The following is a 22,072-nucleotide window of genomic DNA, read 5'->3' on the forward strand; positions in this document are numbered from 1 at the left end:
CCGCGCGGCCCTACGCGCCTGCTACACGGCGCCCGCGCCGGTCAGCGACCGCACCTCGGTCTCCGCGTACCCGGCCTCGTCGGCGGCCTCGTCCGATGTGACCGTCCCCAGCCAGCCGGCCAGGAAGCCCAGCGGGATCGAGACGACGCCCGGGTTCTGCAGGGGGAAGTACTGCAGGTCGATGTCCGGGAACAGCGAACCGGGACTGCCGGACACCACCGGGGACAGCAGCACCAGCACCAGAGCCGGGATCAGCCCGCCGTACACGGACCACACGGCACCGCGTGTGGTCAGGGAACGCCAGAACAGCGAGTACACCAGCACCGGCAGGTTCGCCGACGCGGCCACGGCGAAGGCGAGTCCGACCAGGAAGGCGACGTTCAGGTCGCGGGCCAGCAGACCTAGCGCGATCGCGACCACGCCGATGCCCACGGCCGCGACACGGGCCACCGCGACCTCGCCGCGCGCCCTGGTGTGCCGACGCCGCAGCGACGCGTACAGGTCATGGGCCACGGACACCGAGGAGGCGAGGGTGATTCCGGCGACCACCGCGAGGATCGTCGCGAAGGCGACGGCGGCCACCACCGCGAACAGCACCGTCCCGCCCGTGGAGCCGACGCCTCCGCCGAGATCGAGGGCGAGCAGCGGCATGGCAGTGTTCCCGGCCGCGTTGGAGCGGCGCAGGGCCTCGGGTCCCACCACGGCGGCGGCCCCGAAGCCCAACACGATCGCCATCAGGTAGAAGCCGCCGATCAGCCCGATGGACCACACCGCGGAGCGGCGGGCGGCGCGCGCGGTGGGCACGGTGTAGAAGCGGGAGAGGATGTGCGGCAGCCCTGCCGTGCCCAGCACCAGGGCGAGGCCCAGGCTGATGAAGTCGAGGCGGGCGGTCCAGCTCCCGCCGTACTTCAGCCCCGGCGCCAGGAACGCGTCACCGTGGCCGCTGCGTTCGGCCGCCGTGACCAGCAACCGGTCCAGGTCGCCGTGGAAACGCACCAGCACCAGCACGGTCAGCGCGACCGTGCCGCTGAGCAGCAGGACCGCCTTCACGATCTGGATCCAGGTGGTGGCCCGCATCCCACCCAGTGACACATAGGTCACCATGAGGGCGCCGACCGCGATGACCGTCCACGCCTGGGCCGTCCCGCTGGTGCGTCCCAGCAGCACTGCCACCAGGCTGCCCGCGCCCACCATCTGGGCCACCAGGTACAGGACGGACACCGTGACCGAGGCGGTTCCCGCCGCGATCCGCACCGGCCGCTCGCTCATCCGCCCGGCGACCACGTCCGCGAGCGTGAACCGGCCGCAGTTGCGTACCAGTTCCGCCACCAGGAACAGCACCACCAGCCAGGCCACGAAGAAGCCCACCACGTACAGCAGCCCGTCGTAGCCGTACAGCGCGATGAGCCCGGTGACCCCGAGGAACGAGGCGGCCGACACGTAGTCGCCCGAGACCGCGAGGCCGTTCTCCAGCGGGGAGAACAACCGCCCTCCGGCGTAGAACTCCTCCACGGAGCCGTGCCGTCTGCGGCTCACCCATGTCGTGATCGCCAGCGTGACGGCCACGAACCCGCTGAACAGCAGCAGTGCCAGTGTCTGGTTTCCGCCGGTCACGAGGCGCCTCCCCTGGCTCCACGGGTCAGTTCTTGTGTGTCCCAGCGCAGTTCGAGTGCGAGCCGGTCCCGGCGCAGCCGAGCATGCCGGGCGTAGCCCCAGGTGAGCAGGAAGGTGCTGAGGAACTGCCCCAGCCCGGCCAGCATTCCCACGTTCACCGCCCCCACCACCGGCCTGGACATCAGCCCCGGAGCGGTCGTCGCGGCGACCACGTATGCCACGTACCAGACGAGGAAGGCGGCGACGCCCGGCACCACGAACCTCCGGTACCGGCCTCGCACCTCCTGGAACGCCTCGCTGCGCTGCACCTCGAGGTAGACGTCGCGGGCGCGGACCGCCACCGGGTCCCGCTCTCCTCGCGCGGCCGGTACACCCCGGACCGGCGTGCCGGTGCCGTCCCGTTCCCCCCGGCCGGACGCCAGGGTGTCGTACCAGGGATCCTCGTACCTCACCTCGCAAGAAGACGTGCCGTGGTCCTCGTGATTGCCGGCCGCATTCCCGGCACCGTCCCCGGCTCCCCGGGCACGGCCCTCACTTGACTGCATACTCAAGGATGGACAGACCGGGAAGATCCGTGACTTCTCTTCCCAGGACGCTTCACCCCATCAGGTGACTCAATTCCCGGGAGGCCGCACGAGCCCCTTCGCGTAGGCGTAACGCACCGCCTGCGCCCGGTCCTTGAGGCCCGCCTTGGCGAAGAGATTGTTGATGTGGGTCTTCACCGTCGCCGTGGAGACGTGCAGCCGGCGGGCGATCTCCTGGTTGCTCAGCCCCTCGGCGATCAGCACGAGGACCTCGGCCTCCCGTGCGGTCAGCCCGTCGGGCGGCTTGGTCACGGCGGGCGCCGGCGCGGGCTCCGACAGCCTCTCCAGCAGCCGTCGCTGGACGCTCGGCGCCAGTCCCGCCTCTCCTGACAGAACGCTCTCCACGGCCCGCACGATCTCGTCGCCGCCCGCGTCCTTGGTCAGATATCCGCGGGCCCCCGCGTGCAGCGCGGGGAACAGCGACTCGTCGTCCCCGAACGTGGTGAGCACCACCACCTGGGTCCCCGGGTACTCCGACCGGATCCGGCGCGTGGCCTCCACCCCGTCGCAGCGCGGCATCCGCAGATCCATCAGCACGACGTCCGGGGCGAGTTCGGCGACCCGCCGGACCGCCTCCTCGCCGTCTCCGGCGGACCCCACCACCTCCAGCCCGGGCAGCAGGCCCAGCAGCATCACGATGCCTTCCCGGACCACGGTCTGGTCGTCGGCGACCACGACCCGCGCGGGCTTCCTCCCGCTCGTCTCCGTCATACGGGCACCTTCAGCGTCACCACGAACCCTTCCTCCTCCGGTCCCGCGTCGAGCGAACCGCCGAGCAGCTCGGCCCGCTCCCGCATCCCCCGCAGACCGTACCCGCCACCGGAACCCGTCAGTTCGCCCGGACGGCCACCGGAGTCCCGTACGCCCAGCGTCACTTCGTGCTCGCCGTAGTCGAGCCGCAGCTCCACCCTGGCTCCCTGGGCATGCTTGCGGACGTTCGTCAGCGCCTCCTGCGCGACCCGTCGCACGGCCTGCGACGCCTCGGCCGGCAGGGGTCTGCGCTCACCCGTGACGGTGACATCCGCGCCGTCGGCCGCGGTGACGAGCCCGTTCAGGAACTCCTCCAGCGGGGTCAGCTCGCCCCGCAGCGCGCTCAGCGCCTGCCTGGTCTCGGCGAGGCCGTCGCGGGCCATGCCCCGGGCGGCCACCACCCGCTCCAGGATCTGGTCCCGCTCCGCTCCGCGCTCGATCAGCAGCCGGGCGGCCTCGAGGTGGACCAGTTGCGCCGAGAGGCTGTGGGCCAGCACGTCGTGGATCTCCCGGGCGATCCGCGCCCGTTCGGCCAGCGCCGCCGACTCCGCCTCGGCGGCCCGGGCGGCCCGCTCCTGGGCCAGCAGCCGCTGTGCGCTGCCGCGGGCCTCCGCGTCGAGCCGCAGCACGTATCCGGCGAGGGCCATGCCCGCCACCGTGGCGGCCGTGGTGAGCCACACGTCGTTGTTGAACGCGGAGAACGAGGCCAGCGCCACGGACGTCACGGGCAGCGCGGCCCCCAGGGGAAGCCGCTCCAGGGCCGAGACCCCGCAGCCGCACCAGATCACCAGCGCCGGTCCCGTGAACCCGGTCGCCTCGGCCGCTACCGCTATCCCCAGGAGCACCGCCATGAGGGCGAGCGAAGGCACCAGCCGGTGCTCATAGGTGGTGTGGAAGAACGCCCAGGAGACGAGGGCGGCCAGCAGGACTCCCGCCGCGGCCGCCAGCGCGCCCCGGACGCCGAGGTGTCTATGACTGAAAGCGCCCCACAGCAGCAGAGCGAGTACCAGGAAGCGGATCGCCCGGGCGAGCATCCGCCGGGGCCTGCTGATGCCCGCCCGGCCGAGCGCCTCACGGGTCGGCCAGCGGGTCAGGGCGTTGTCCGTCACACGCGTTCCTTCCAGGCGAGCCGCATGCCGCGACCGTACGCGGGGACGGGGCGGCCGGAGGTGCCTAGGGACTGTGCCCGCCAGGCCAGGATCCCGCCGCGCACCAGCAGCGTGACGGCGAGGCCCAGCATCAGAACCGAGCCCTCCTGGTGCACGCCGGACGCGACGCCGAGGGCGTGGACACCGCCTCGCAGGGCCATGCCGACGAGCCAGACGACGGCACCGGCCCTGGTGCTCCTGGTCCACACGGCACCGTCCGACGCCGTCCAGATCCGTGTGGTCCAGGCCCAGCCGGCGCCCGTGACCACACCGGTGATCAGTTCGACCGCGAGCAGGGCGGCCGAGGCCGCGGGGTGATGGTCGTCGAGTGTGCCGGGTTCACGCAGGGCCACCACCGCGAGGATCGCGGGCAGCAGCCACCAGCGCCGGTCCGTGTCGATCGCGCGGGCGCGGAACTGCCGCACGATCACCACGGCTGCGACGGCCACGATCACCAGTGCGTCGGCGAACCCGGACATGCCTGCCTCCGTGAGCGACGAGATGGTGCCGGGAGCGGGTGCCGCCGACACCAACGAAGCTACGGAAGACCGCCGGTCGGGAGATCGGCGCGGAGGTGGATCGCGGGTGGAGTCGGCGGGCGGGCTCGTCTCCACCCGTGGGTGGAGTGGCGGCACGGCCGGCCGTTCCGCACCCGTGACGGGACGCCGGTTCCGGCCGGGCTGCCCCCATGGAGAACCACGCGGCCCCGGTCGTCCGGTCCTCTCTGGATGATCGGACCGGCCGAACGGGGCCGGGTGCCGTGGCTACGCGTCGATCCGCGACCTGTCCAGGGTCGCCGCCGACCCGGAGATGAACTCCTTGCGCGGTGCCACGTCGTTGCCCATGAGCAGGTCGAAGACCTGTTCGGCGGCTTCCAGGTCGGACAGGTTGATCCGGCGCAGGGTGCGGTGCCGCGGGTCCATCGTGGTCTCGGCGAGCTGGTCGGCGTCCATCTCTCCCAGGCCCTTGTAGCGCTGGATCGATTCCTTGTAGCGGACGCCCTTGCTCTGGAACTCCATGAGCTTGTCGCGCAGCTCGCGGTCCGAGTACGTGTAGACGTACTTCTCCTGCCCCTTCTTCGGCTGGATCAGCTCGATGCGGTGCAGCGGCGGTACCGCGGCGAAGACCCGTCCGGACTCGACCATGGGACGCATGTAGCGCTGGAACAGCGTCAGCAGCAGACAGCGGATGTGGGAACCGTCCACATCCGCGTCGGTCATCATGATGATCTTGCCGTAGCGAGCCGCGTCGAGGTCGAAGGTACGGCCCGAGCCCGCCCCTATGACCTGGATGATCGCGCCGCATTCGGCGTTCTTGAGCATGTCGGTCACCGACGACCGCTGCACGTTGAGGATCTTGCCGCGGATCGGCAGCAGGGCCTGGAACTCGGAGTTCCGGGCCAGCTTGGCCGTACCGAGCGCCGAGTCGCCCTCGACGATGAACAGCTCACTGCGGTCGACGTCGTCGCTGCGGCAGTCGGCGAGCTTCGCCGGCAGGGACGAGGACTCCAGGGCGGTCTTGCGCCGCTGCGCGTCCTTGTGCTGGCGGGCCGCGACCCGGGTACGGGCGGCGGCGACGACCTTCTCCATCACGACCCGGGCCTGGGCGGCCGCGTCCCGCTTGGTGGAGGTCAGGAACGCCTTCAGTTCCTTGGTGACCACGTTGTTCACGATGCGGCGGGCCGCGGACGTACCGAGGACCTCCTTGGTCTGGCCCTCGAACTGCGGCTCGGCCAGGCGCACCGTGACGACGGCGGTGAGGCCCTCCAGGGCGTCGTCCTTGACGATGTTGTCCTCGGCGACGCGGAGCATCTTCTTGGCCCGCAGCACCTCGTTCATCGTCTGGGTGACGGCCTGCTCGAAGCCGGCGACGTGGGTGCCGCCCTTGGGGGTGGCGATGATGTTCACGAACGACCGCAGCTTCGCGTCGTAGCCGGTGCCCCAGCGCAGCGCGATGTCGACGCCGAGTTCGCGCGCGACCTCGGTCGGGGTCATCTGGCCGTGCTCGTCCAGGACCGGGACGGTCTCCTTGAAGGTGCCGTGCCCCGAGAAGCGGAGGACGTCGCAGACCGCCCTGTCGGCCGCCAGGTACTCGCAGAACTCGCTGATGCCGCCATCGAAGCGGAAGGACTCCTCGCCCTTGCTGCCGCCCTCGCCGAGTCCGAACTCGTCCCGGACCACGATGGTCAGCCCCGGCACCAGGAAGGCCGTCTGCCGGGCACGCTGGTGCAGCGTCTCCAGGGAGAGCCTGGCGTCCTTCAGGAAGATCTGCCGGTCCGCCCAGTACCGCACACGCGTGCCGGTGCGCGTCTTGGGAATCTTCTTGCTCCTGGCCAGGCCGCTGCCGGCCTCGAACTTCGCCTCGGCGCCGGTACCGCGGAAGGCTCCCGGAACGCCGCGCCGGAAGCTGATGGCGTGGGTGTGCCCACCGCGGTCCACCTCGACGTCGAGGCGGGCGGAGAGGGCGTTGACCACGGAGGCGCCGACGCCGTGCAGGCCGCCGGAGGCGGCGTAGGAGCCACCGCCGAACTTGCCGCCGGCGTGCAGTTTGGTCATCACGACCTCGACGCCGGACAGGCCGGTCTTGGGCTCGACGTCCACGGGGATGCCGCGGCCGTTGTCCCGCACCTCCACGGAGGCGTCGTCGTGCAGGATCACCTCGATGTGGTCGCAGTATCCACCGAGGGCCTCGTCCACGGCGTTGTCGATGATCTCCCACAGGCAGTGCATCAGACCGCGGCTGTCGGTCGAGCCGATGTACATACCCGGGCGCTTCCGCACGGCCTCGAGGCCCTCGAGGACGAGCAGGTGCCGCGCGGTGTAGTTGGAACCGTCCCGGTCTGCTCCTGCCAGCAGCGCTGTGGACGGCACGGACGTATCGGCGGTCACGCGGTTCGCTCCTCGCTGAATTTCAGGTGACCCCCTTGTGGGTAAGGGGGCGGCGTCGGTTGCCGCTCAGAGGGTACCGAGGCCTGGTAGAGCCGTTGTAACGCCACCCTCGTCGAAATCTCACCCTAGTCCACGGTCGCATAGATGTTCGATCCCTCGATGGGGTGAAGTCCACATCACGTTCCATTGGAGGCATGAACCATTTAGGCTCCGGGCACGTCCTCATGAACAACCGGCAACCCAGCCGGGAGGACAGAGACCGGATACCGCGCGAAACCGTAAGCACCCAAGACACGCACTACGGCACATTCGCCGCCAACCGGCAGCAGACAGCCGCCCCGGAAGATTCTTTCGAGGAAAAGCCACGAGCGGGAACGTTTTCGGGCTGGTTGGATGTTGACCCTGGTACGACAGCTCGTCGAGCTAGAGAAGAGGCGACGTGACTACTGTTCTGACCCCCGCGAGCCCGCTGACGGCCGCCGATCGCTGCGACCGCTGCGGCGCCCAGGCATACCTGCGCGTCGTCCTGCTCAGCGGCGGAGAACTGCTCTTCTGCGCCCACCACGGTCGCAAGTTCGAGCCGGAACTCAAGAAGATCGCCGCTGAGATACAGGACGAGACGGAGCGGCTGACGGCCGCTCCGAGCACCGCTTCCGACGAAGAACGCTGAATCTCGCACACACGACGAGCCAGCCCCGGCGCAGGCCGGTGAACGGGCGGCCGCTCCCCTCCGGGAGCGGCCGCCCGCGCTCGTACCTCCGTGGCGGCCTCAGGAGCCCTTCTCGGGCCTCTGGGGACCCGCAGCCGACCCTCCCAGGCTCCTGAGGACGTCGGAGACCCGTGTGTAGACGCCCGGATCCCCGGGCCGCCCGCACCCCGTTCCCCAGGACACCAGCCCGATCAGCCGGCCCGACGCCACCAGCGGCCCCCCGCTGTCGCCCTGGCAGGCGTCCGGGCCGCCGGCGAGATCCCCCGCGCAGAGCATGGTGTCGGCGCGATAGGCCCCGTCCGGACCGCCGGGATAGGCACGGGCGCAGACGTCGTCCGCGAGCACCCGTACGCGCGCGGCGTGGAGGTGGCGCGGATAGGCCCCGCCGCCCGTGACGTCGCCCCAGCCGGAGACGAGGGCCTGCGACCCCGGCTCGTACGCGGCGTCGCCCTTGGGCGCCATCGCGACCACGGCGCCGCGCGGCAGCGGCTCGGCGAGCGTGAGCACCGCGAAGTCGCCGGAGTTGGTCTCGACGTCGTAACGCGGATTCACCCGGACGTCCCGTACGGCGATCTCCTCGCCCTCGGTGGAGAGCAGATCGGTGCGGCTCGCTATGACCTTGAGGTCGCCGACCCGGTTCGGGGGCGTCCCCACGACCTCATCGGCCATGCAGTGGGCCGCGGTGAGCACGGTGGTCCGCGAGACCGCCACGCCGCCGCAGAACTGCCCCGCCCGCGTACGCCCGAACCGGTCACGGCTCGACAGCGCCACGGTCCACGGGGCCTGTGAGACGTCTATCGGGAACCCGCCGACGACCACCCCCGCGGGGGCGGCGGAGGCCGAGGCGGCCAGGGGTATGGCGGTCACCACGGCCGCAAGGGCCAAGGGCCCGATCAGTGCCCGGGCAATCGAACGACGCATTCGGATTCCTCACTCTGGGGTCGTACCGGAACACCCAGAGTCATTCAGGCAGCCGCCGCGCGCAGCACGAAGGCCCGGCCTCCCGAGGGGAGCCGGGCCTTCGGCGTCGTACGAACGGCCCTAGTCGAGGTAGTCGCGCAGCACCTGCGAACGGGACGGGTGGCGCAGCTTCGACATGGTCTTGGACTCGATCTGGCGGATGCGCTCACGCGTCACGCCGTAGACCTTGCCGATCTCGTCGAGGGTCTTCGGCTGGCCGTCGGTGAGGCCGAAGCGCATGGAGACGACGCCGGCCTCGCGCTCGGACAGGGTGTCCAGGACGGAGTGGAGCTGCTCCTGCAGCAGCGTGAAGCTGACCGCGTCGGCGGGGACCACGGCCTCGGAGTCCTCGATGAGGTCACCGAACTCGCTGTCGCCGTCCTCGCCCAGCGGGGTGTGCAGCGAGATGGGCTCACGGCCGTACTTCTGGACCTCGATGACCTTCTCCGGGGTCATGTCGAGTTCCTTGGCCAGCTCCTCCGGGGTGGGCTCGCGACCCAGGTCCTGGAGCATCTGCCGCTGCACGCGCGCGAGCTTGTTGATGACCTCGACCATGTGCACCGGGATACGGATGGTGCGGGCCTGGTCGGCCATGGCGCGGGTGATCGCCTGACGGATCCACCAGGTGGCGTACGTGGAGAACTTGTAGCCCTTGGTGTAGTCGAACTTCTCGACCGCGCGGATCAGACCGAGGTTGCCCTCCTGGATGAGGTCCAGGAAGAGCATGCCGCGGCCGGTGTACCGCTTGGCCAGGGAGACGACCAGGCGGAGGTTGGCCTCCAGCAGGTGGTTCTTGGCGCGGCGGCCGTCCTCTGCGATGATCTCCAGCTCGCGCTTGAGCTTGGGGGCGAGCTTGTCGGCGTTGGCCAGCTTGTCCTCGGCGAACAGACCCGCCTCGATGCGCTTGGCGAGCTCGACCTCCTGCTCGGCGTTGAGCAGCGGGACCTTGCCGATCTGCTTGAGGTAGTCCTTGACCGGGTCCGCGGTGGCACCGGCGGCGGCGACCTGCTGGGCGGGAGCGTCGTCCTCGTCCTCGTCGGACAGCACGAAGCCCGCGTTCTCGGTGCCCTCGGGCTCGTCGGCGACCTTGGTCTCCTCGAGGACCTCTTCCTCGACCGGTTCGCCGTCGTCCTTCTTGGCCGCGGTCTTCTTGGCGACCGTCTTCTTGGCGACGGTCTTCTTCGCTGCCGCCTTCTTGGCGGTCGTCTTCTTGGCTGCCGCCTTCTTGGCGGGTGCGGCTTCCTCGACGGGCTCGTCGGCGGCCGGGACGGCGGGCGCGACCGGGGCGGCCGTGGTGGCGGTGGCCTTCCTCGTGGTCACCGCCTTCGCCGCGACCGTCTTGGTGGCGGTGCGCTTGGCCGGACTCTTCGCTGCGACGCTCTTTCGGGTGCGCTTGGGCTCTGCTGCACTGACCATCAGCGTCACACCCTCTTCCTCAAGGATCTGGTTGAGGCTGCGCAGTACGTTCTTCCACTGAGTGGCCGGAATCTGGTCGGCTTCGAAGGCCCGACGCACATCGTCGCCGGCGATCTGCCCCTCAGCCTTTCCCCGCTCGATGAGCGCCATGACAGAGACGGACTCGGCGATCTCCGGCGGGAGCGTACGGGATGTGCTGGCCGACACGAACAACCTCTCGGAACGTTGGAAAACGGCTTCCGGCCCCGTCCGCGACGGACGGGAACCGACCACCGGCCGGGGGTGGGCCGACGGAGCGGGCGGGAGCCAGGGAGATGCACAGCGCCTTGCCAGGCGTCCATATTCCCTCCGCGGCTGTCACCTCTTAGGTCATCGCGCTGCTCCCGCGAGCGTTACGCCCAATCTGCGTGGCCCGAGTCACACCCCGTAAGCGATGGAAACCACCGAAGACTGCCATAAGGGATTATCTGCGCAACCACCCGCCGACCGGGGCCGATCGCGGTCCGGCCGCGGCGGCGCCGGGCCCCGCCGGACTCCGGGATTCCGGCGGGGGCCGGCGCGCCGGCCGCGGCATCGCGGCACACCGGCGACCGCACGGCTGGAGACGGGTCAGTGCTCGCGCGGGGCGGGAACCACGCGCTCCACCTCGGGGTGGACGGTGAGGAGCTGGCGCATGGCCGTCTCCGCGGCCGTGCCGTCGCCGGCGCCCAGCGCGTCGACGATCCGCGCGTGCAGCGCGAGGGAGGCCTCGTTCGGCCGGTCACAACCCGCGACCGGCCCACCGGAGACCTGAAGAGCGGCCGAGACGATCCCGGAGAGGTGCTCCAGCATGCGGTTGCCGGCGATCTGGATGAGCAGCGCGTGGAACTCGCCGTCGGCACGCGAGAACGTCAGCGCGTCACCCTGCGCCATGGCGTGACCCATGATCTCGACCACGTCGGACAGGCGCTGCTGGACCTCCTCCCGGCCGCGCCCGGCGGCGAGGCGGGCGGCGAGCGGCTCGATCGTCCAGCGCAGCTCACTCAGCTCACGGCGCTGGTCGTCGCGCTGCGGCCCGAAGGCCCGCCACTCGATGATGTCCGGATCCAGGAGGTTCCAGTCGCTCACGGGACGCACGCGCGTGCCGACGTTCGGGCGGGCGCTGACGAGGCCCTTGGCCTCGAGGACGCGGAGGGACTCACGGACGACGGTGCGGGAGACCTCGAAGCGCTGGCCGATCTCCTCGGGCACGAGCGGGCGGTCGGCGCCCAGATCGCCCGATACGATCATCTGACCGAGCTGCTGAACGAGTTGGCCGTGCAGTCCGCGTCCGCGACTGCCCGTGGCGCGCCGCCCGACGCGGCCCAGCTCGGGATCCGCTCCCTCCCAGGCGGGCGCTCCGACCCGGTCGTTCACCGGGGCATCCGTGTAGGGATAGCGGTCGAGTTCGCCCGGGCCGACCAGACCGGAGTCTGAGGAGCGGGCGGCGGTCATCATGGTGTGCGCAAGGGTACTCACGCATCCTTTGTCGGCGTCGTCTCCAACTCCCTTGAGGTCTTTGGTGAAAAGCACACGAAAGGGTGATCGCTCACCCCGTCGCAATTGACGCCTTATCGGAAAGAAACGAGCCGTAATCGGGGAGTTGTTGGCACGGCGGGACCGGATGCGTTCGTGGCGATGGTCACCGGACCCTGGTTCGCACGGTCGTGACCAGGTAGGCGCACAACAGCCCGGCCAACGACAACGTCAGTGCGCCGCCGACGGGTTGGGCCAGGAGCCGTACCGTGGCCAGCAGGTAGCGCTCGCCTCCGAAGGGCCACTGCAGCAGCAGGACCTCCCGCATCCGCAGGGGGAGTCCGGCCGCCGTCCGCACGGCCGGCCCGCCCAGCATCCAGCGCAGGACGGGGACGAGGACGACGGGAACGGTGAGGACGGCGGCGAGACCTGCCGTCGTGGACCGGAAGATTCCGGCCGCCAGCACGCCGGCCCAGGCACAGCCGACGACAAGACCGAACCAACTCGCGCTCAGGGAGAGCCAGTCCGAGGGAACTCGGGTCAGTTCGCGTCCGTGCACCAGGTAGAGAACCTCGGCGTCGCAGCCCGCCGTGAGGAAGGCCAGCAGCAGGGCGGTGCTTCCGGAGACGAGGAGTTTGGCGGTGAGCAGGCCCAGCCGGCGCGGCACGGTGCCGCGGTCCGCCGCCAGCGCGGGGTGACGGAACTCGTCCCCGAAGGCCAGGGCGCCGAGCAGGCCCGCCGCGAGCGCCGTGGGCGGCAGCGGCAGTTCCCTCGGCCACGCGGCGAACAGCCGCGCCTGTGGGGTGTGACCGATCCGGGCGAGGAGGAGGGCGGTGAGCGCGGACACCAGCAGGGCGGCCCCGCAGGTCAGAAAGCCGGTGCCGATTCCCGCGGCACGGCGCAGTTCGTAGCGCAGCGGGCGCAGCGGGCCGCGGGCGGCGCGGACCGAGATGGGGGGCGGGAGCGGGGACAGGGCGTCGAGCGTACGGGCCGCGTCGGCGAGCGAGCTCGGCTGCGCTCCGGCCCGGGGCCGCCTGCCGGCCGGATGCCCGGCTCCCGGCGTCCGCGCGCCGGGCACGGTAGCGCCGGCCCCGTGTGTGTCGGCGGCTGCCACGGCCGTGGCGTCGGCCCCGGCTCGGGTGCCGGTGGCCGCCTGCGCGGGTTCGGCCTGCGCAGGGGACTCGTCGCGGCGGGCACCAGCGGCGGGCGCGGAGGCGCCGGAGGGCGCCGCGTCGACGCCGCCCTCGGGCGGCTCGGCGGCGGAAGCGGCGCGGCCGGCCGCCGGCGCGGTATCGGACTTCGGCGCACTCTCCGCCAGCGCCCCCTCGGCGGTGTCCGCCTTCGCCGGAAGGACGTCACGCACACCCGCGGGCACCGGGCGTGGGGCGTCGGTGTTCCGCTCCGGGCCGGCGTCCGCGAGGGAGACCCGGGACACCGGCCTCTCGCGCCCCTCGGAGGGAGGGAGGGGCGGCCCCGACGCCGTTACGGCACTCCTTCCCTGCGGCTGCGAGCCGGAGACCATCTGGACCCTTCCGGGCGGGCGGTGGTCCGGGACAGCCCGGTCCCGCCCGGCCGACAGCGGCTCCCGGCTCACGTCCTCGCCGCCCTCGGATCCCGCGCCCGATCTCATGTCACCCACCTCGTCCGCGAGTTGGTGGACGAGGATGCCGTGCCGGAAGGCGATCTCACCGACGTCGGCGGTCGTACTGCCGTACACCGACAGACGATTGCCGGCCTCGCGTACGACCTCGACGGAGCGCTGTGCGGTGCGGGCCTCCTTGGCGAGCAGGGCCGCTAGGCGGGCGGCGTAGGGACTGCGGACGGCCACGCGCGGGCGCAGCCGGGTGCGGGCGAACTCCCCGCCCTCCTGGTCTGCCGCGAGCCTGCCGCCGTCCAGGGTCACGACCCGGTCGGCCGTGCGAGCGGCCTCCTTGGGGTCGGCCGTCGTGAACAGCACCGTGCCGCCCTGGCCCGCGTGCGCGCGCAGCATGCCGTGCACCCAGCGCGCCTCACGGGCGGACAGGCATGCGGTCGGGGCGTCCAGCACGAGCGTGTGCGGATCGCCGAGCAGCGCACAGGCCAGTCCGAGTCTGCGATCCATGCCGCGCGAAAGGGTCCCGAGGCGTTCCTCGCGGAGGCTGACAAGCCCGACGACCTCGAGCACCTCGTCCGCGCGGCGAACGGGAACACCGGCCGCCGCGCACAGCATGCGCAGGTGGCCGCGGACCGAGCGGGCCGGATGGCCGGGCACGTCCCCGAGCAGTACGCCGACTTCCCGTGACGGGTGAGCGATCCGGTGCAGGGGCCGCCCCCGGAAGTGGGTGATGCCCCGGCCCTGCTGCAGTTCGAGCATCAGCCTGAGCGTCGTCGACTTGCCCGCCCCTTCGGCCCCGTGGAGCGCGGTGACATGACCGGCGAGCGCCTCGAAGGAGACGTCGTCGACGGCGGGCGGGTGCGCCTTGCGGGGGTTGCTGGTCAATCCGAAGGCCTGGATCACCTGCAGAAAGATATCGCGCAATGTCCTATTTTGCCGGTATCCCGTATCCGTTCTTTCGTGATGCGCAAGTCGAGCGGAGCACACGTCAGCCGATAGGGGGAAGAAGGACGCACCGGCGCCCCGGCCGGAACCGGAACGGGTGCCGCTGTGGTCAGACCTCGGGACGGAGCATCGGCGGGTTGAGCAGGGTGGCGCCGCCGGCCCGGAAGAGCTGCGCCGGCCGGCCACCCTGGCGGGTCGTGGTACCACCGGTCGGCACCAGGAATCCCGGTGTCCCGGTGACCTTGCGATGGAAGTTGCGCGGATCGAGCGCGACCCCCCACACCGCCTCGTAGACCCGGCGCAGCTCCCCCACGGTGAACTCGGGCGTGCAGAACGCGGTGGCCAGCGAGGAGTACTCGATCTTGGAGCGGGCCCGCTCGACTCCGTCGGCAAGGATCTGGGCGTGGTCGAAGGCGAGCGGCGCCACCGGTTCCCCGTCGCGGCCGTACCCGCCCTGCTGGAGCAGTTCCTCGACCGGCGCCCAGCGCGCGTTGCTGGCGTCGCCGCCCGCCCGGGGCGCGGGCAGATCCGGGGCCAGCGCGAGGTGGGCGACGCTGACGACGCGCATCCGGGGGTCCCGCTTCGGGTCACCGTAGGTGGCCAACTGCTCGAGATGGGCGCCGTTGTCCTGGGCCGGAGCCGCGGGATCGTGGGCGCGCAGCCCGGTCTCCTCGGCCAGCTCCCGCGCCGCCGCCTGGGACAGGTCCTCGTCGGCCCGTACGAAACCGCCGGGCAGCGCCCACCGCCCCTGGAACGGCGGTTCACCCCTGCGCACCGCCAGTGCACACAGCGAATGGCGGCGCACGGTCAGCACGACCAGGTCCACGGTGACGGCGAAGGGCGGAAAGGCTGACGGGTCGTAGGGCATGCCGCGATCATAGTCGTCTTCCTGACGATAAACACTCCCTTCACCGGTCGCTCCAGCGGTGGATCCGCTTCGTTCCGGTATGCGCGCGGGACGGGCCGCCCATCCTCATGTCACCGCTGTCGCACGAGGTCAGGCCCTTGTTGCGGTCTCTGCGGCACAGGCCGGGCCGCCATCGCGCCCGGTGCGTACGGTGCACCCGGTGCCTCCGCGCCCTCGCCCGCCTCGGCGCCGGGCTCTCATGCGTCCCCCTCGCCCTCTCGATGTCCACTCGGCGCCGCGGTGCCGTTGGGTGTGCCGTCACGCTCACGCCCGCGGGCGGCACGCCGCTTGGCGCTGTCCGGACGGGACGGCGAGGAGCCCGGCGGCCGGGGCCGGGAGCCAGGCGGGCCCCGGTGCCCTTCGCCCTCGCGCAGCGGCCGGGCGGCGCCGTCGACGGAGCCTGTGGAGCGAGTCCGCCGACGGCGCCGCGGGCCATGGGCGGCCCGGGCGCTCTGCGCACCGCGGCCGCCTCGCCGCGCAAGGGTTCCGGGCCCGTCGACGGAGGTGGACGCGGGCTCGCCGGACCCGGCCGTGGCCGCCGGGGCGGCGTGGTGCGCGGCATCCGGCCCGACGGGGCGCTCGCGTGCCGCACGCAGACACCTGCGGATCGACTCGGGGTCGAGCCCCTCGTTGCAGGCCTGGTGCAGCAGCCGTGCGAACAGGTAGTCGGGATCGGCGCCGAGGGCCATGGCCAGGGCCTCCCGGGCCTCCAGTTCGTCGCCGGAGGACCAGGCCACCCAGCCGGCCAGCGTCAGCGGCGCGGCGGCGTGCTCGCCGTACGGACCCACACAGCGGCGGGCCAGCGCACGCCAGAGCCTCAGGGCCGGCCCGGCGTCCTCGCCCTCCATCCACCCGGCCGCGCGGTCGCGGGTCGTGCGGTCCTGGAGTCCGAGGACCAGCGTCGCCGCTTCGTCGTGCGCGAGCAGGCCGTCGTCACGGAGGTCCGCCCGGTGGACGCCGGACACCGGCGCCGCCGCCGCGAACCGGCGGATGACGCGGTCGGCGAGCCCGAGGGTCTCCTCGGCGACGCGCTCACGCGCGGCGTCGTCCAGAATGCGGGGCACCAGGGACATGCCGGCCGCGTCCAGGGCGACCTCCTGCTCCAGGACGGCACCCGTCTCCCAGGGCAGCAGCCTGGCTCGCAGCTCGCGGAGCGTGCCGCGCACCTGGATCCCCGCGTACGTGGCCGCGGCGGCCAGCACCGAGGTACCCGGCAGGCCCATCGGCGTACCGTCGGCCGGACAGCACCCCTCGACCGGGCAGCAGTACGACCAGAACCTGCCGTCCGAGACGCACAATGCCTCGATCACCGGCACGTCCAGGCTGCCGCATTCGGTGCGCAGGAGCTGGGCGAGCGGTTCGAGCCGCTTCATGACGTCCCGTCCCGTCTCCCCGGGACCGGGTTCCCGGCAGACGTAGGCGACCATCTGCCCGGGCCGCGTACCGCGTCGTTCTCCGCCGGCCACCAGGCCCCGGGCAAGCTGCCGGGCGGCCTCCGGCCAGTCCTCCCGGCCGGCCGGGATGCCCAGCCGGGCGCGACCGCCGAACCTGCCCCGGCCCTCCCGGTCATGCAGGGCGACCAGCACCATGCTGTCCTCGGGGCGGTAGCCGAGCAGGTACGGCAGGGCGTCGGCCAGCTCGGCGGGGGTGCGCAGCGTGACCTGGGGGTCCTGCGCGGACCGGTCGTCCGGAGGCCCGCCCACCGGCTCGCGCCCCGCGAGATCGCCGTCGTCGAAGGGTCCGGTCGTTTCGCTGTGATTCGTCATGCGCCGACGATCTCGCGGATGCCCGAGTTCCGCTTGAGCCTGTGGACAACTCAAATCAGGGACACGACAAACATGCGGCCGGTGACCGCGGCCGCAGACGGCCTGCCACGGCCCGGGCGCCGTGGATGGCCGTCAGCGGCGACCGTCCCGCCCGGCTGTCGGTCCCGTCCTGTTGTATGGGACGTATGGAGCACACCAGCAACACGGACCTCCGGGCACGGGCCGACGCCGTCCTCGCCCGGCTCGTCGGGGACACCACCGCCACGGCGCGGCTGCGCGAGGACCAGTGGCGGGCGATCGAGGCGCTGGTCGCCGACCGGCGCCGGGCCCTGGTCGTGCAGCGCACGGGGTGGGGGAAGTCCGCGGTGTATTTCGTGGCGACGTCCCTGCTGCGGGCCGGCGGCAGCGGGCCCACGGTGATCGTCTCCCCCCTGCTCGCGCTCATGCGCAACCAGGTGGAGGCCGCGGCCCGCGCCGGGATCCACGCGCGGACCATCAACTCCGCCAACACCGAGGAGTGGGAGTCCGTCCAGGGCGAGATCGAGCGCGGCGAGGTCGACGTGCTGCTGGTCAGCCCGGAGCGGCTGAACAACCCCGACTTCCGCGACCAGGTCCTGCCCAAACTCTCCGCCGCGACCGGACTGCTCGTCGTGGACGAGGCCCACTGCATCTCCGACTGGGGCCACGACTTCCGCCCGGACTACCGCCGCCTGCGCACGATGCTCGGCGACCTCCCGCCCGGTGTCCCCGTGCTGGCCACCACCGCCACGGCCAACGCACGCGTGACCGCCGACGTGGCCGAGCAGCTCGGCACCGGCGGCAGCTCGAACGCCCTGGTGCTACGGGGTCCGCTGGACCGGGAGAGCCTGAGCCTCAGCGTGCTGCGCCTGCCGGACGCGGCGCACCGGATGGCATGGCTCGCCGACCACCTCGACGACCTGCCGGGCTCCGGCATCATCTACACGCTCACCGTGGCGGCCGCCGAGGAGGTCACCGCGTTCCTGCGGCAGCGCGGCCACACCGTCGCCCCGTACACGGGCAGGACGGAGAACGCCGACCGGCAGCAGGCCGAGGACGATCTGCTCACCAACCGGGTCAAGGCCCTGGTCGCCACGTCGGCGCTCGGCATGGGCTTCGACAAGCCGGACCTCGGGTTCGTGGTGCACCTCGGTTCGCCGTCCTCCCCCATCGCCTACTACCAGCAGGTCGGCCGCGCCGGCCGTGGCGTGGAGCACGCGGAGGTGCTGCTGCTGCCGGGCAGGGAGGACGAGGCGATCTGGCAGTACTTCGCCTCGCTCGCCTTCCCTTCCGAGGACCTCGTGCGCCGCACTCTCGACGTCCTCGCCCGCGCCGACGGGCCGCTGTCCCTGCCGGCCCTGGAACCCCTGGTGGAACTGCGCCGGTCCCGGCTGGAGACCATGCTGAAGGTCCTGGACGTGGACGGAGCGGTGCGCCGGGTCAAGGGCGGCTGGAGCGCCACCGGGCGACCGTGGTCCTACGACGCCGAGCGGTACGACTGGGTGGCCCGGCAGCGAGGGGCCGAGCAGCAGGCGATGCGCGAGTACGCCTCCACCACGGCCTGCCGGATGGAGTTCCTGCAGCGGCAGCTCGACGACGAGGGCGCCAAGCCCTGCGGCCGCTGTGACAACTGCGCGGGAGCGCGCTTCACCGCCGACACCACGACGGCGGCGCTGGACGCCGCGCGCGTCGACCTCGGCCGTGCCGGAGTCGAGGTGGAGCCCCGGCGCATGTGGCCCACCGGGCTCCCGGCGATCGGCATCAACCTCAAGGGCCGCATCACGGCCGCCGAGCAGGCCGCGCCCGGGCGGGCCCTGGGCCGGCTTTCGGACATCGGCTGGGGCAACCGGCTGCGGCCCCTGCTGGCACCCCGGGCCTCCGACGGGCCCGTACCCGACGACGTGGCGCGAGCCGTGGTGGACGTGCTGGCCGACTGGGCGAAGGGACCGGGCGGGTGGACGTCGGGGGCGTCCGACGGCCAGGCCCGGCCGGTGGGTGTGGTCACCGTCGCCTCCCGCTCCCGGCCCGCCCTGATCGGCTCCCTGGGCGCGCGCATCGCCGAGGTGGGCCGGCTGCCGCTGCTCGGCTCCGTAGAGTACGCCGGGGACGCGCCCCGGGTGCCGCGCAGCAACAGCGCCCAGCGGCTGAAGGCCCTGGACGGTTCGCTGACGCTGTCGCCGGACCTCGCCGCCGCGCTCGCCGCCGCCGAGGGTCCGGTCCTGCTGGTGGACGACTTCACCGAGACCGGCTGGACCCTCGCCGTGGCGGCACGCCTGCTCAGAAGGGCGGGCGCCGAAGGGGTGTTGCCCCTGGTGCTGGCCGTCCAGGGGTGACGGTGCACCCCCGCGAGCAGGGTCGGCACGGCTCGCGGGGCACGGGCGTGCCACGGCGGAGCTCCACAGGGGTCTTCAGCACCCCCTGTGGGTAGGGATATAAGCCACGCACCGCCAGATAACCGTCGGCGGCTCCAATTGCTCGTTGCCGCATCCAAGTTCGACAGGAAGAATTGAAGTCCGCTCCCCGCACGGCTCGCCCATGAACCGTGGGCTTCGCCGCGGTGCGCGCTCCCCCGAATCCGACCTCGCCCGCAGTGTGGGCGCGTAGCCGAAGGGAGGAACGTGACCTTCGGATTCGCCTCGTCCTCGGCGGCCTCCTTGTCGACGTCCGCGTCCGCCGCTTCCGCCAGTCGCCTGCTCGAGCCCGCGGAGTGGGCATCCGCCGGAATCCCCCTGCTGCGCAACCCCCGTGAGGTTGTCGGCGGTCTGCACGCCCGCCATCGCCCCCGGCCCTCCACGGCGGTGGTCGCCGTGCTGGATCCGGAGGAACGGCTTTGCGCCAGCGCGTCGTTCGTTCGGCGCCCCGCGCCGGCCGACGGCTGGATGTTCCGCAACGCGCTGCTGGCCCAGCTCCGCCGGGTCATCCCGCACGACCTGCGGCGCCGTACTCCCGTGCGCACCGCGGTGCTGCTCTACTGCCGTGAGGGCGAAGCGCGTTGGACCGAGGAGGACGGCGCCTGGATGTGGGGGCTGCGGGACGCCTGCACGCTGCACGGTCTGCGCTGCGGGGCCTACATCACCCTGACCGGGGACGGCTGGCAGGTACTCGGGGAGGGACGGGGCGGACGCCACCCGAACGCCCACTCGGAGCCCGACTCCTTCGCCATGTCGCAGGCACCGCCCCTGCCCCCTCGCACCGGTGGCCCGGTCTCCGAAGTCCTGCGCCGCGTGGCCGCCCGCTGACACCGGCCACCCGGGGCCGGGGGCCGGTACGGCCGTGCGCGCAGCCACCGGCGCACTGTCACCACGGCTGACGGCGGCGCCACCGGCCGCAGCCCTGCTACGGGACCCGCAGGCCGCCCGGGCCATCGCCGCGAGCGGCCTGCGAGCGGTCCGGCCCACACCTCGGGCGCAGCCGCTGCCGGCCGTCCGGGCATGCCGAAAGCCGCGCCGTGCGAATGTCGTCGGAGCGGCCTTCGTCATGCCCGGCCCCCGGGGAGGGGACCGGACGAGTCTCAGACGCCCGCGCCCAGCACCGCGTTGATCTGCTGCGGGTCACCGCAGACGATCAGCAGCGCACCCGCCCGCGAGTGGGCGACCGGGAGGGCGCTGGCTGCATCGGCGGCGGAGTCGCCGTTGACGGCCACGACGACCACGGGCCTGGTCGCGGCACGGGCGGCGTGAACGGCGTCCGTGTAGAAGACGTCGTCACCGGCGTCGTGCTGCTTCCAGTAGGCGGCTTCTCCGAAGGACAACTCGTGCTCCGCCCAGGGATGCTGGGCGCCGGTGGTGATCACCAGCACCTCGCCGGGGGCGCGGCCCGAGTCCAGGAGCAGGTCCACTGCCTCTTCGGCGGCGTCGAGCGCGCCCTTGGCCGAGGCAGGGATCAACTGGATCTGCGGAGTCGCCGGAGTGGCGGGGGGAGCGGCCGGGCCCGCAGGGGCCGGCTTGGCCGGAGCCGCGTCGCGTGGAGCGCGCTGCACCGGCGGCGCGGGCCGCGGGGGGCCTGGACGACCGGGGCGGGACGGAGCCGCGGGACGGGGGCCGGGTACGGGGCGTGGGGTCGGCGCGGTGCGGGGACCCTGGGCACTCTCGTGAATCTGAGGCTCCTCGGGAATGAGAGGCATGAGCTGATTTTTATCAAACGTTGGTGCGGCACGGTTGGCCGGGTGGCACATCAGTGCGAGCGGAAGGGTCAGAAGTCGAAGCCGAGCTGGCCCTCGATCTCCGGAACGCTTCCATCCGCCCGGCCGCGGACCTTCTTGAGGTGCCGCCACTGGGGCAGCGCATCAAGATACGCCCACGACAAGCGGTGGTACGGGGTGGGCCCCCGCTCCTCCAGTGCCGCCTTGTGCACGGGCGACGGATACCCGGCGTTGTCCGCGAATCCGAAGTCTGCATGGTCGACGCCCAGTTCGGCCATCATTTTGTCGCGCTGAACCTTGGCGATCACCGACGCCGCCGCGACGGCCACGCAGGACCGGTCGCCCTTGACGACCGTGCGCACCTGCCACGGGGCGCCCAGATAGTCGTGCTTGCCGTCGAGGATCACGGCCTCCGGGCGGACCGGCAGGAGATCCAGGGCACGGACGGCGGCGAGCCGCAGCGCGGCGGTCATCCCCAGGGCGTCGATCTCCTCGGGTGTCGCGTGCCCCAGCGCATGGGCCGTGACCCACGACTGCAGTATCCCGGCCAGCTCCGTGCGCCGTTTCACGGTCAGCAGCTTGGAGTCGGTCAGCCCCTCGGGCGGCCGACGCAGTCCGGTGATCGCCGCACAGACGGTGACCGGGCCGGCCCACGCCCCCCTCCCCACCTCGTCGACACCGGCAATGACCTTCGCTCCGGTCGTGGCGCGCAGGGAGCGCTCGACGGTATGTGTAGGAGGTTCGTACGGCATGGCGCCCTAAGGTTACGCCGCCCGCGGGGCCGCGCGACACCCCGGCCCCCGGGATCGGACCCAGGGACGCCGACGGCCCCGATCAGGCCCCGTGCCGCCCCGGCAGCGGCAGCATCAGCCGGTCGGTCATCTCCTCGAGATCCTGATCGACTCATTCGCTGGCGCACATCTTCGACCGGTACATCATCATCGCCGGGACGGCGGCGAAGACATCTTTGCCGTCGGCGCCCGGGCGCACTTCCCCCCGCCTGATTCCACGGATGACGACCCCGCGGAGCTGCTCGACCAGCCCGTCGAAGCTCACCCCGTGGAAGCGCTCCACCTGCCGCCTGGTCGCATTCGTGAATCACGGCGCGCAGGGCGAAACCGGGGCGGGAGAGCGGTCA

At 72.2% G+C, this 22,072-nt stretch carries 17 protein-coding genes and 1 pseudogene; 3 read left to right on the top strand and 15 right to left on the bottom strand.

Features of this window, described 5'->3' with window-relative positions:
• Positions 1-21: 21 nt before the first annotated feature.
• The 6 genes from MXD57_RS16310 to MXD57_RS16335 all read right to left on the bottom strand — a co-directional run bounded on the left by MXD57_RS16310 (position 22) and on the right by MXD57_RS16335 (position 6,984).
• Complete coding sequence (locus MXD57_RS16310) at positions 22-1,614, bottom strand: solute symporter family protein (RefSeq protein ID WP_250402174.1); 1,593 nt, start codon at positions 1,612-1,614, stop codon at positions 22-24.
• Positions 1,611-2,066 (bottom strand): DUF485 domain-containing protein, encoded by a 456-nt coding sequence (locus MXD57_RS16315; protein WP_374114705.1) that lies wholly within the window; start codon positions 2,064-2,066, stop codon positions 1,611-1,613. The genes MXD57_RS16310 and MXD57_RS16315 overlap by 4 nt, the downstream gene beginning before the upstream one ends.
• Before the next feature lie 162 nt (positions 2,067-2,228).
• Positions 2,229-2,909, bottom strand: coding sequence for a response regulator transcription factor (locus tag MXD57_RS16320; protein WP_250402176.1), 681 nt, complete (start codon positions 2,907-2,909; stop codon positions 2,229-2,231).
• Positions 2,906-4,057, bottom strand: a complete 1,152-nt coding sequence (locus MXD57_RS16325) for a sensor histidine kinase (RefSeq protein WP_250402177.1) — start codon at positions 4,055-4,057, stop codon at positions 2,906-2,908. The genes MXD57_RS16320 and MXD57_RS16325 overlap by 4 nt, the downstream gene beginning before the upstream one ends.
• Positions 4,054-4,575: a CcdC protein domain-containing protein gene (locus MXD57_RS16330; protein ID WP_250402178.1), complete on the bottom strand. Its 522-nt coding sequence runs from the start codon at positions 4,573-4,575 to the stop codon at positions 4,054-4,056. Before MXD57_RS16330 ends, MXD57_RS16325 begins: the two co-directional genes overlap by 4 nt.
• A gap of 285 nt (positions 4,576-4,860) precedes the next feature.
• Entirely contained in the window at positions 4,861-6,984 is a 2,124-nt protein-coding gene (locus tag MXD57_RS16335) for a DNA gyrase/topoisomerase IV subunit B (protein ID WP_250402179.1), read from the bottom strand.
• Positions 6,985-7,423: 439 nt separating this feature from the next.
• Here MXD57_RS16335 and MXD57_RS16340 point away from each other — a divergent pair, with 439 nt between their 5' ends.
• Positions 7,424-7,654 (top strand): DUF7455 domain-containing protein, encoded by a 231-nt coding sequence (locus tag MXD57_RS16340; protein WP_250402180.1) that lies wholly within the window; start codon positions 7,424-7,426, stop codon positions 7,652-7,654.
• A 99-nt stretch (positions 7,655-7,753) separates the two neighbouring features.
• On the opposite strand, the gene MXD57_RS16345 is transcribed toward MXD57_RS16340, so the two are convergent.
• From MXD57_RS16345 to MXD57_RS16370, 6 genes are all read right to left on the bottom strand, one after another.
• Positions 7,754-8,614 carry a serine protease gene (locus MXD57_RS16345; protein WP_250402181.1) on the bottom strand — a complete coding sequence of 287 codons (861 nt, stop codon included), beginning with the start codon at positions 8,612-8,614 and terminating at the stop codon, positions 7,754-7,756.
• A 120-nt stretch (positions 8,615-8,734) separates the two neighbouring features.
• Positions 8,735-10,276 (bottom strand): RNA polymerase sigma factor, encoded by a 1,542-nt coding sequence (locus MXD57_RS16350; protein WP_308290791.1) that lies wholly within the window; start codon positions 10,274-10,276, stop codon positions 8,735-8,737.
• Positions 10,277-10,678: 402 nt separating this feature from the next.
• Positions 10,679-11,566, bottom strand: a complete 888-nt coding sequence (locus MXD57_RS16355) for a FadR/GntR family transcriptional regulator (protein ID WP_250402182.1) — start codon at positions 11,564-11,566, stop codon at positions 10,679-10,681.
• 163 nt (positions 11,567-11,729) lie between these two features.
• Entirely contained in the window at positions 11,730-14,060 is a 2,331-nt protein-coding gene (locus tag MXD57_RS16360; RefSeq protein WP_250402247.1) for an ABC transporter ATP-binding protein, read from the bottom strand.
• 151 nt (positions 14,061-14,211) lie between these two features.
• Positions 14,212-14,970 (bottom strand): NUDIX hydrolase, encoded by a 759-nt coding sequence (locus tag MXD57_RS16365; protein ID WP_250402183.1) that lies wholly within the window; start codon positions 14,968-14,970, stop codon positions 14,212-14,214.
• A 236-nt stretch (positions 14,971-15,206) separates the two neighbouring features.
• On the bottom strand, positions 15,207-16,775 hold the full coding sequence (locus MXD57_RS16370) for a DUF4192 domain-containing protein (RefSeq protein WP_250402184.1): 1,569 nt from the start codon (positions 16,773-16,775) through the stop codon (positions 15,207-15,209).
• A 185-nt stretch (positions 16,776-16,960) separates the two neighbouring features.
• Between MXD57_RS16370 and MXD57_RS16375 the strand changes: the two genes are divergently transcribed.
• Both MXD57_RS16375 and MXD57_RS16380 read left to right on the top strand, forming a co-directional pair.
• The gene (locus MXD57_RS16375; protein WP_250402185.1) at positions 16,961-19,126 is read left to right on the top strand and encodes a RecQ family ATP-dependent DNA helicase; all 2,166 of its coding nucleotides are present in this window, start codon (positions 16,961-16,963) and stop codon (positions 19,124-19,126) included.
• Positions 19,127-19,411: 285 nt separating this feature from the next.
• Complete coding sequence (locus MXD57_RS16380; RefSeq protein WP_250402186.1) at positions 19,412-20,032, top strand: hypothetical protein; 621 nt, start codon at positions 19,412-19,414, stop codon at positions 20,030-20,032.
• A 272-nt stretch (positions 20,033-20,304) separates the two neighbouring features.
• Here MXD57_RS16380 and MXD57_RS16385 read toward each other — a convergent pair whose 3' ends face one another.
• The 3 genes and pseudogenes from MXD57_RS16385 to MXD57_RS16395 form a co-directional block, all read right to left on the bottom strand.
• Positions 20,305-20,916 (bottom strand): hypothetical protein, encoded by a 612-nt coding sequence (locus MXD57_RS16385; protein ID WP_250402187.1) that lies wholly within the window; start codon positions 20,914-20,916, stop codon positions 20,305-20,307.
• A 68-nt stretch (positions 20,917-20,984) separates the two neighbouring features.
• Entirely contained in the window at positions 20,985-21,686 is a 702-nt protein-coding gene (locus MXD57_RS16390; protein ID WP_250402188.1) for a ribonuclease HII, read from the bottom strand.
• Positions 21,687-21,768: 82 nt separating this feature from the next.
• Positions 21,769-22,063 (bottom strand): annotated as a pseudogene (locus MXD57_RS16395) (TetR-like C-terminal domain-containing protein); the annotation flags it as partial.
• Between the last annotated feature and the right edge of the window lie 9 nt (positions 22,064-22,072).

It is taken from the genome of Streptomyces cellostaticus (genome assembly GCF_023630175.1).
GTDB lineage: Bacteria > Actinomycetota > Actinomycetes > Streptomycetales > Streptomycetaceae > Streptomyces > Streptomyces cellostaticus_A.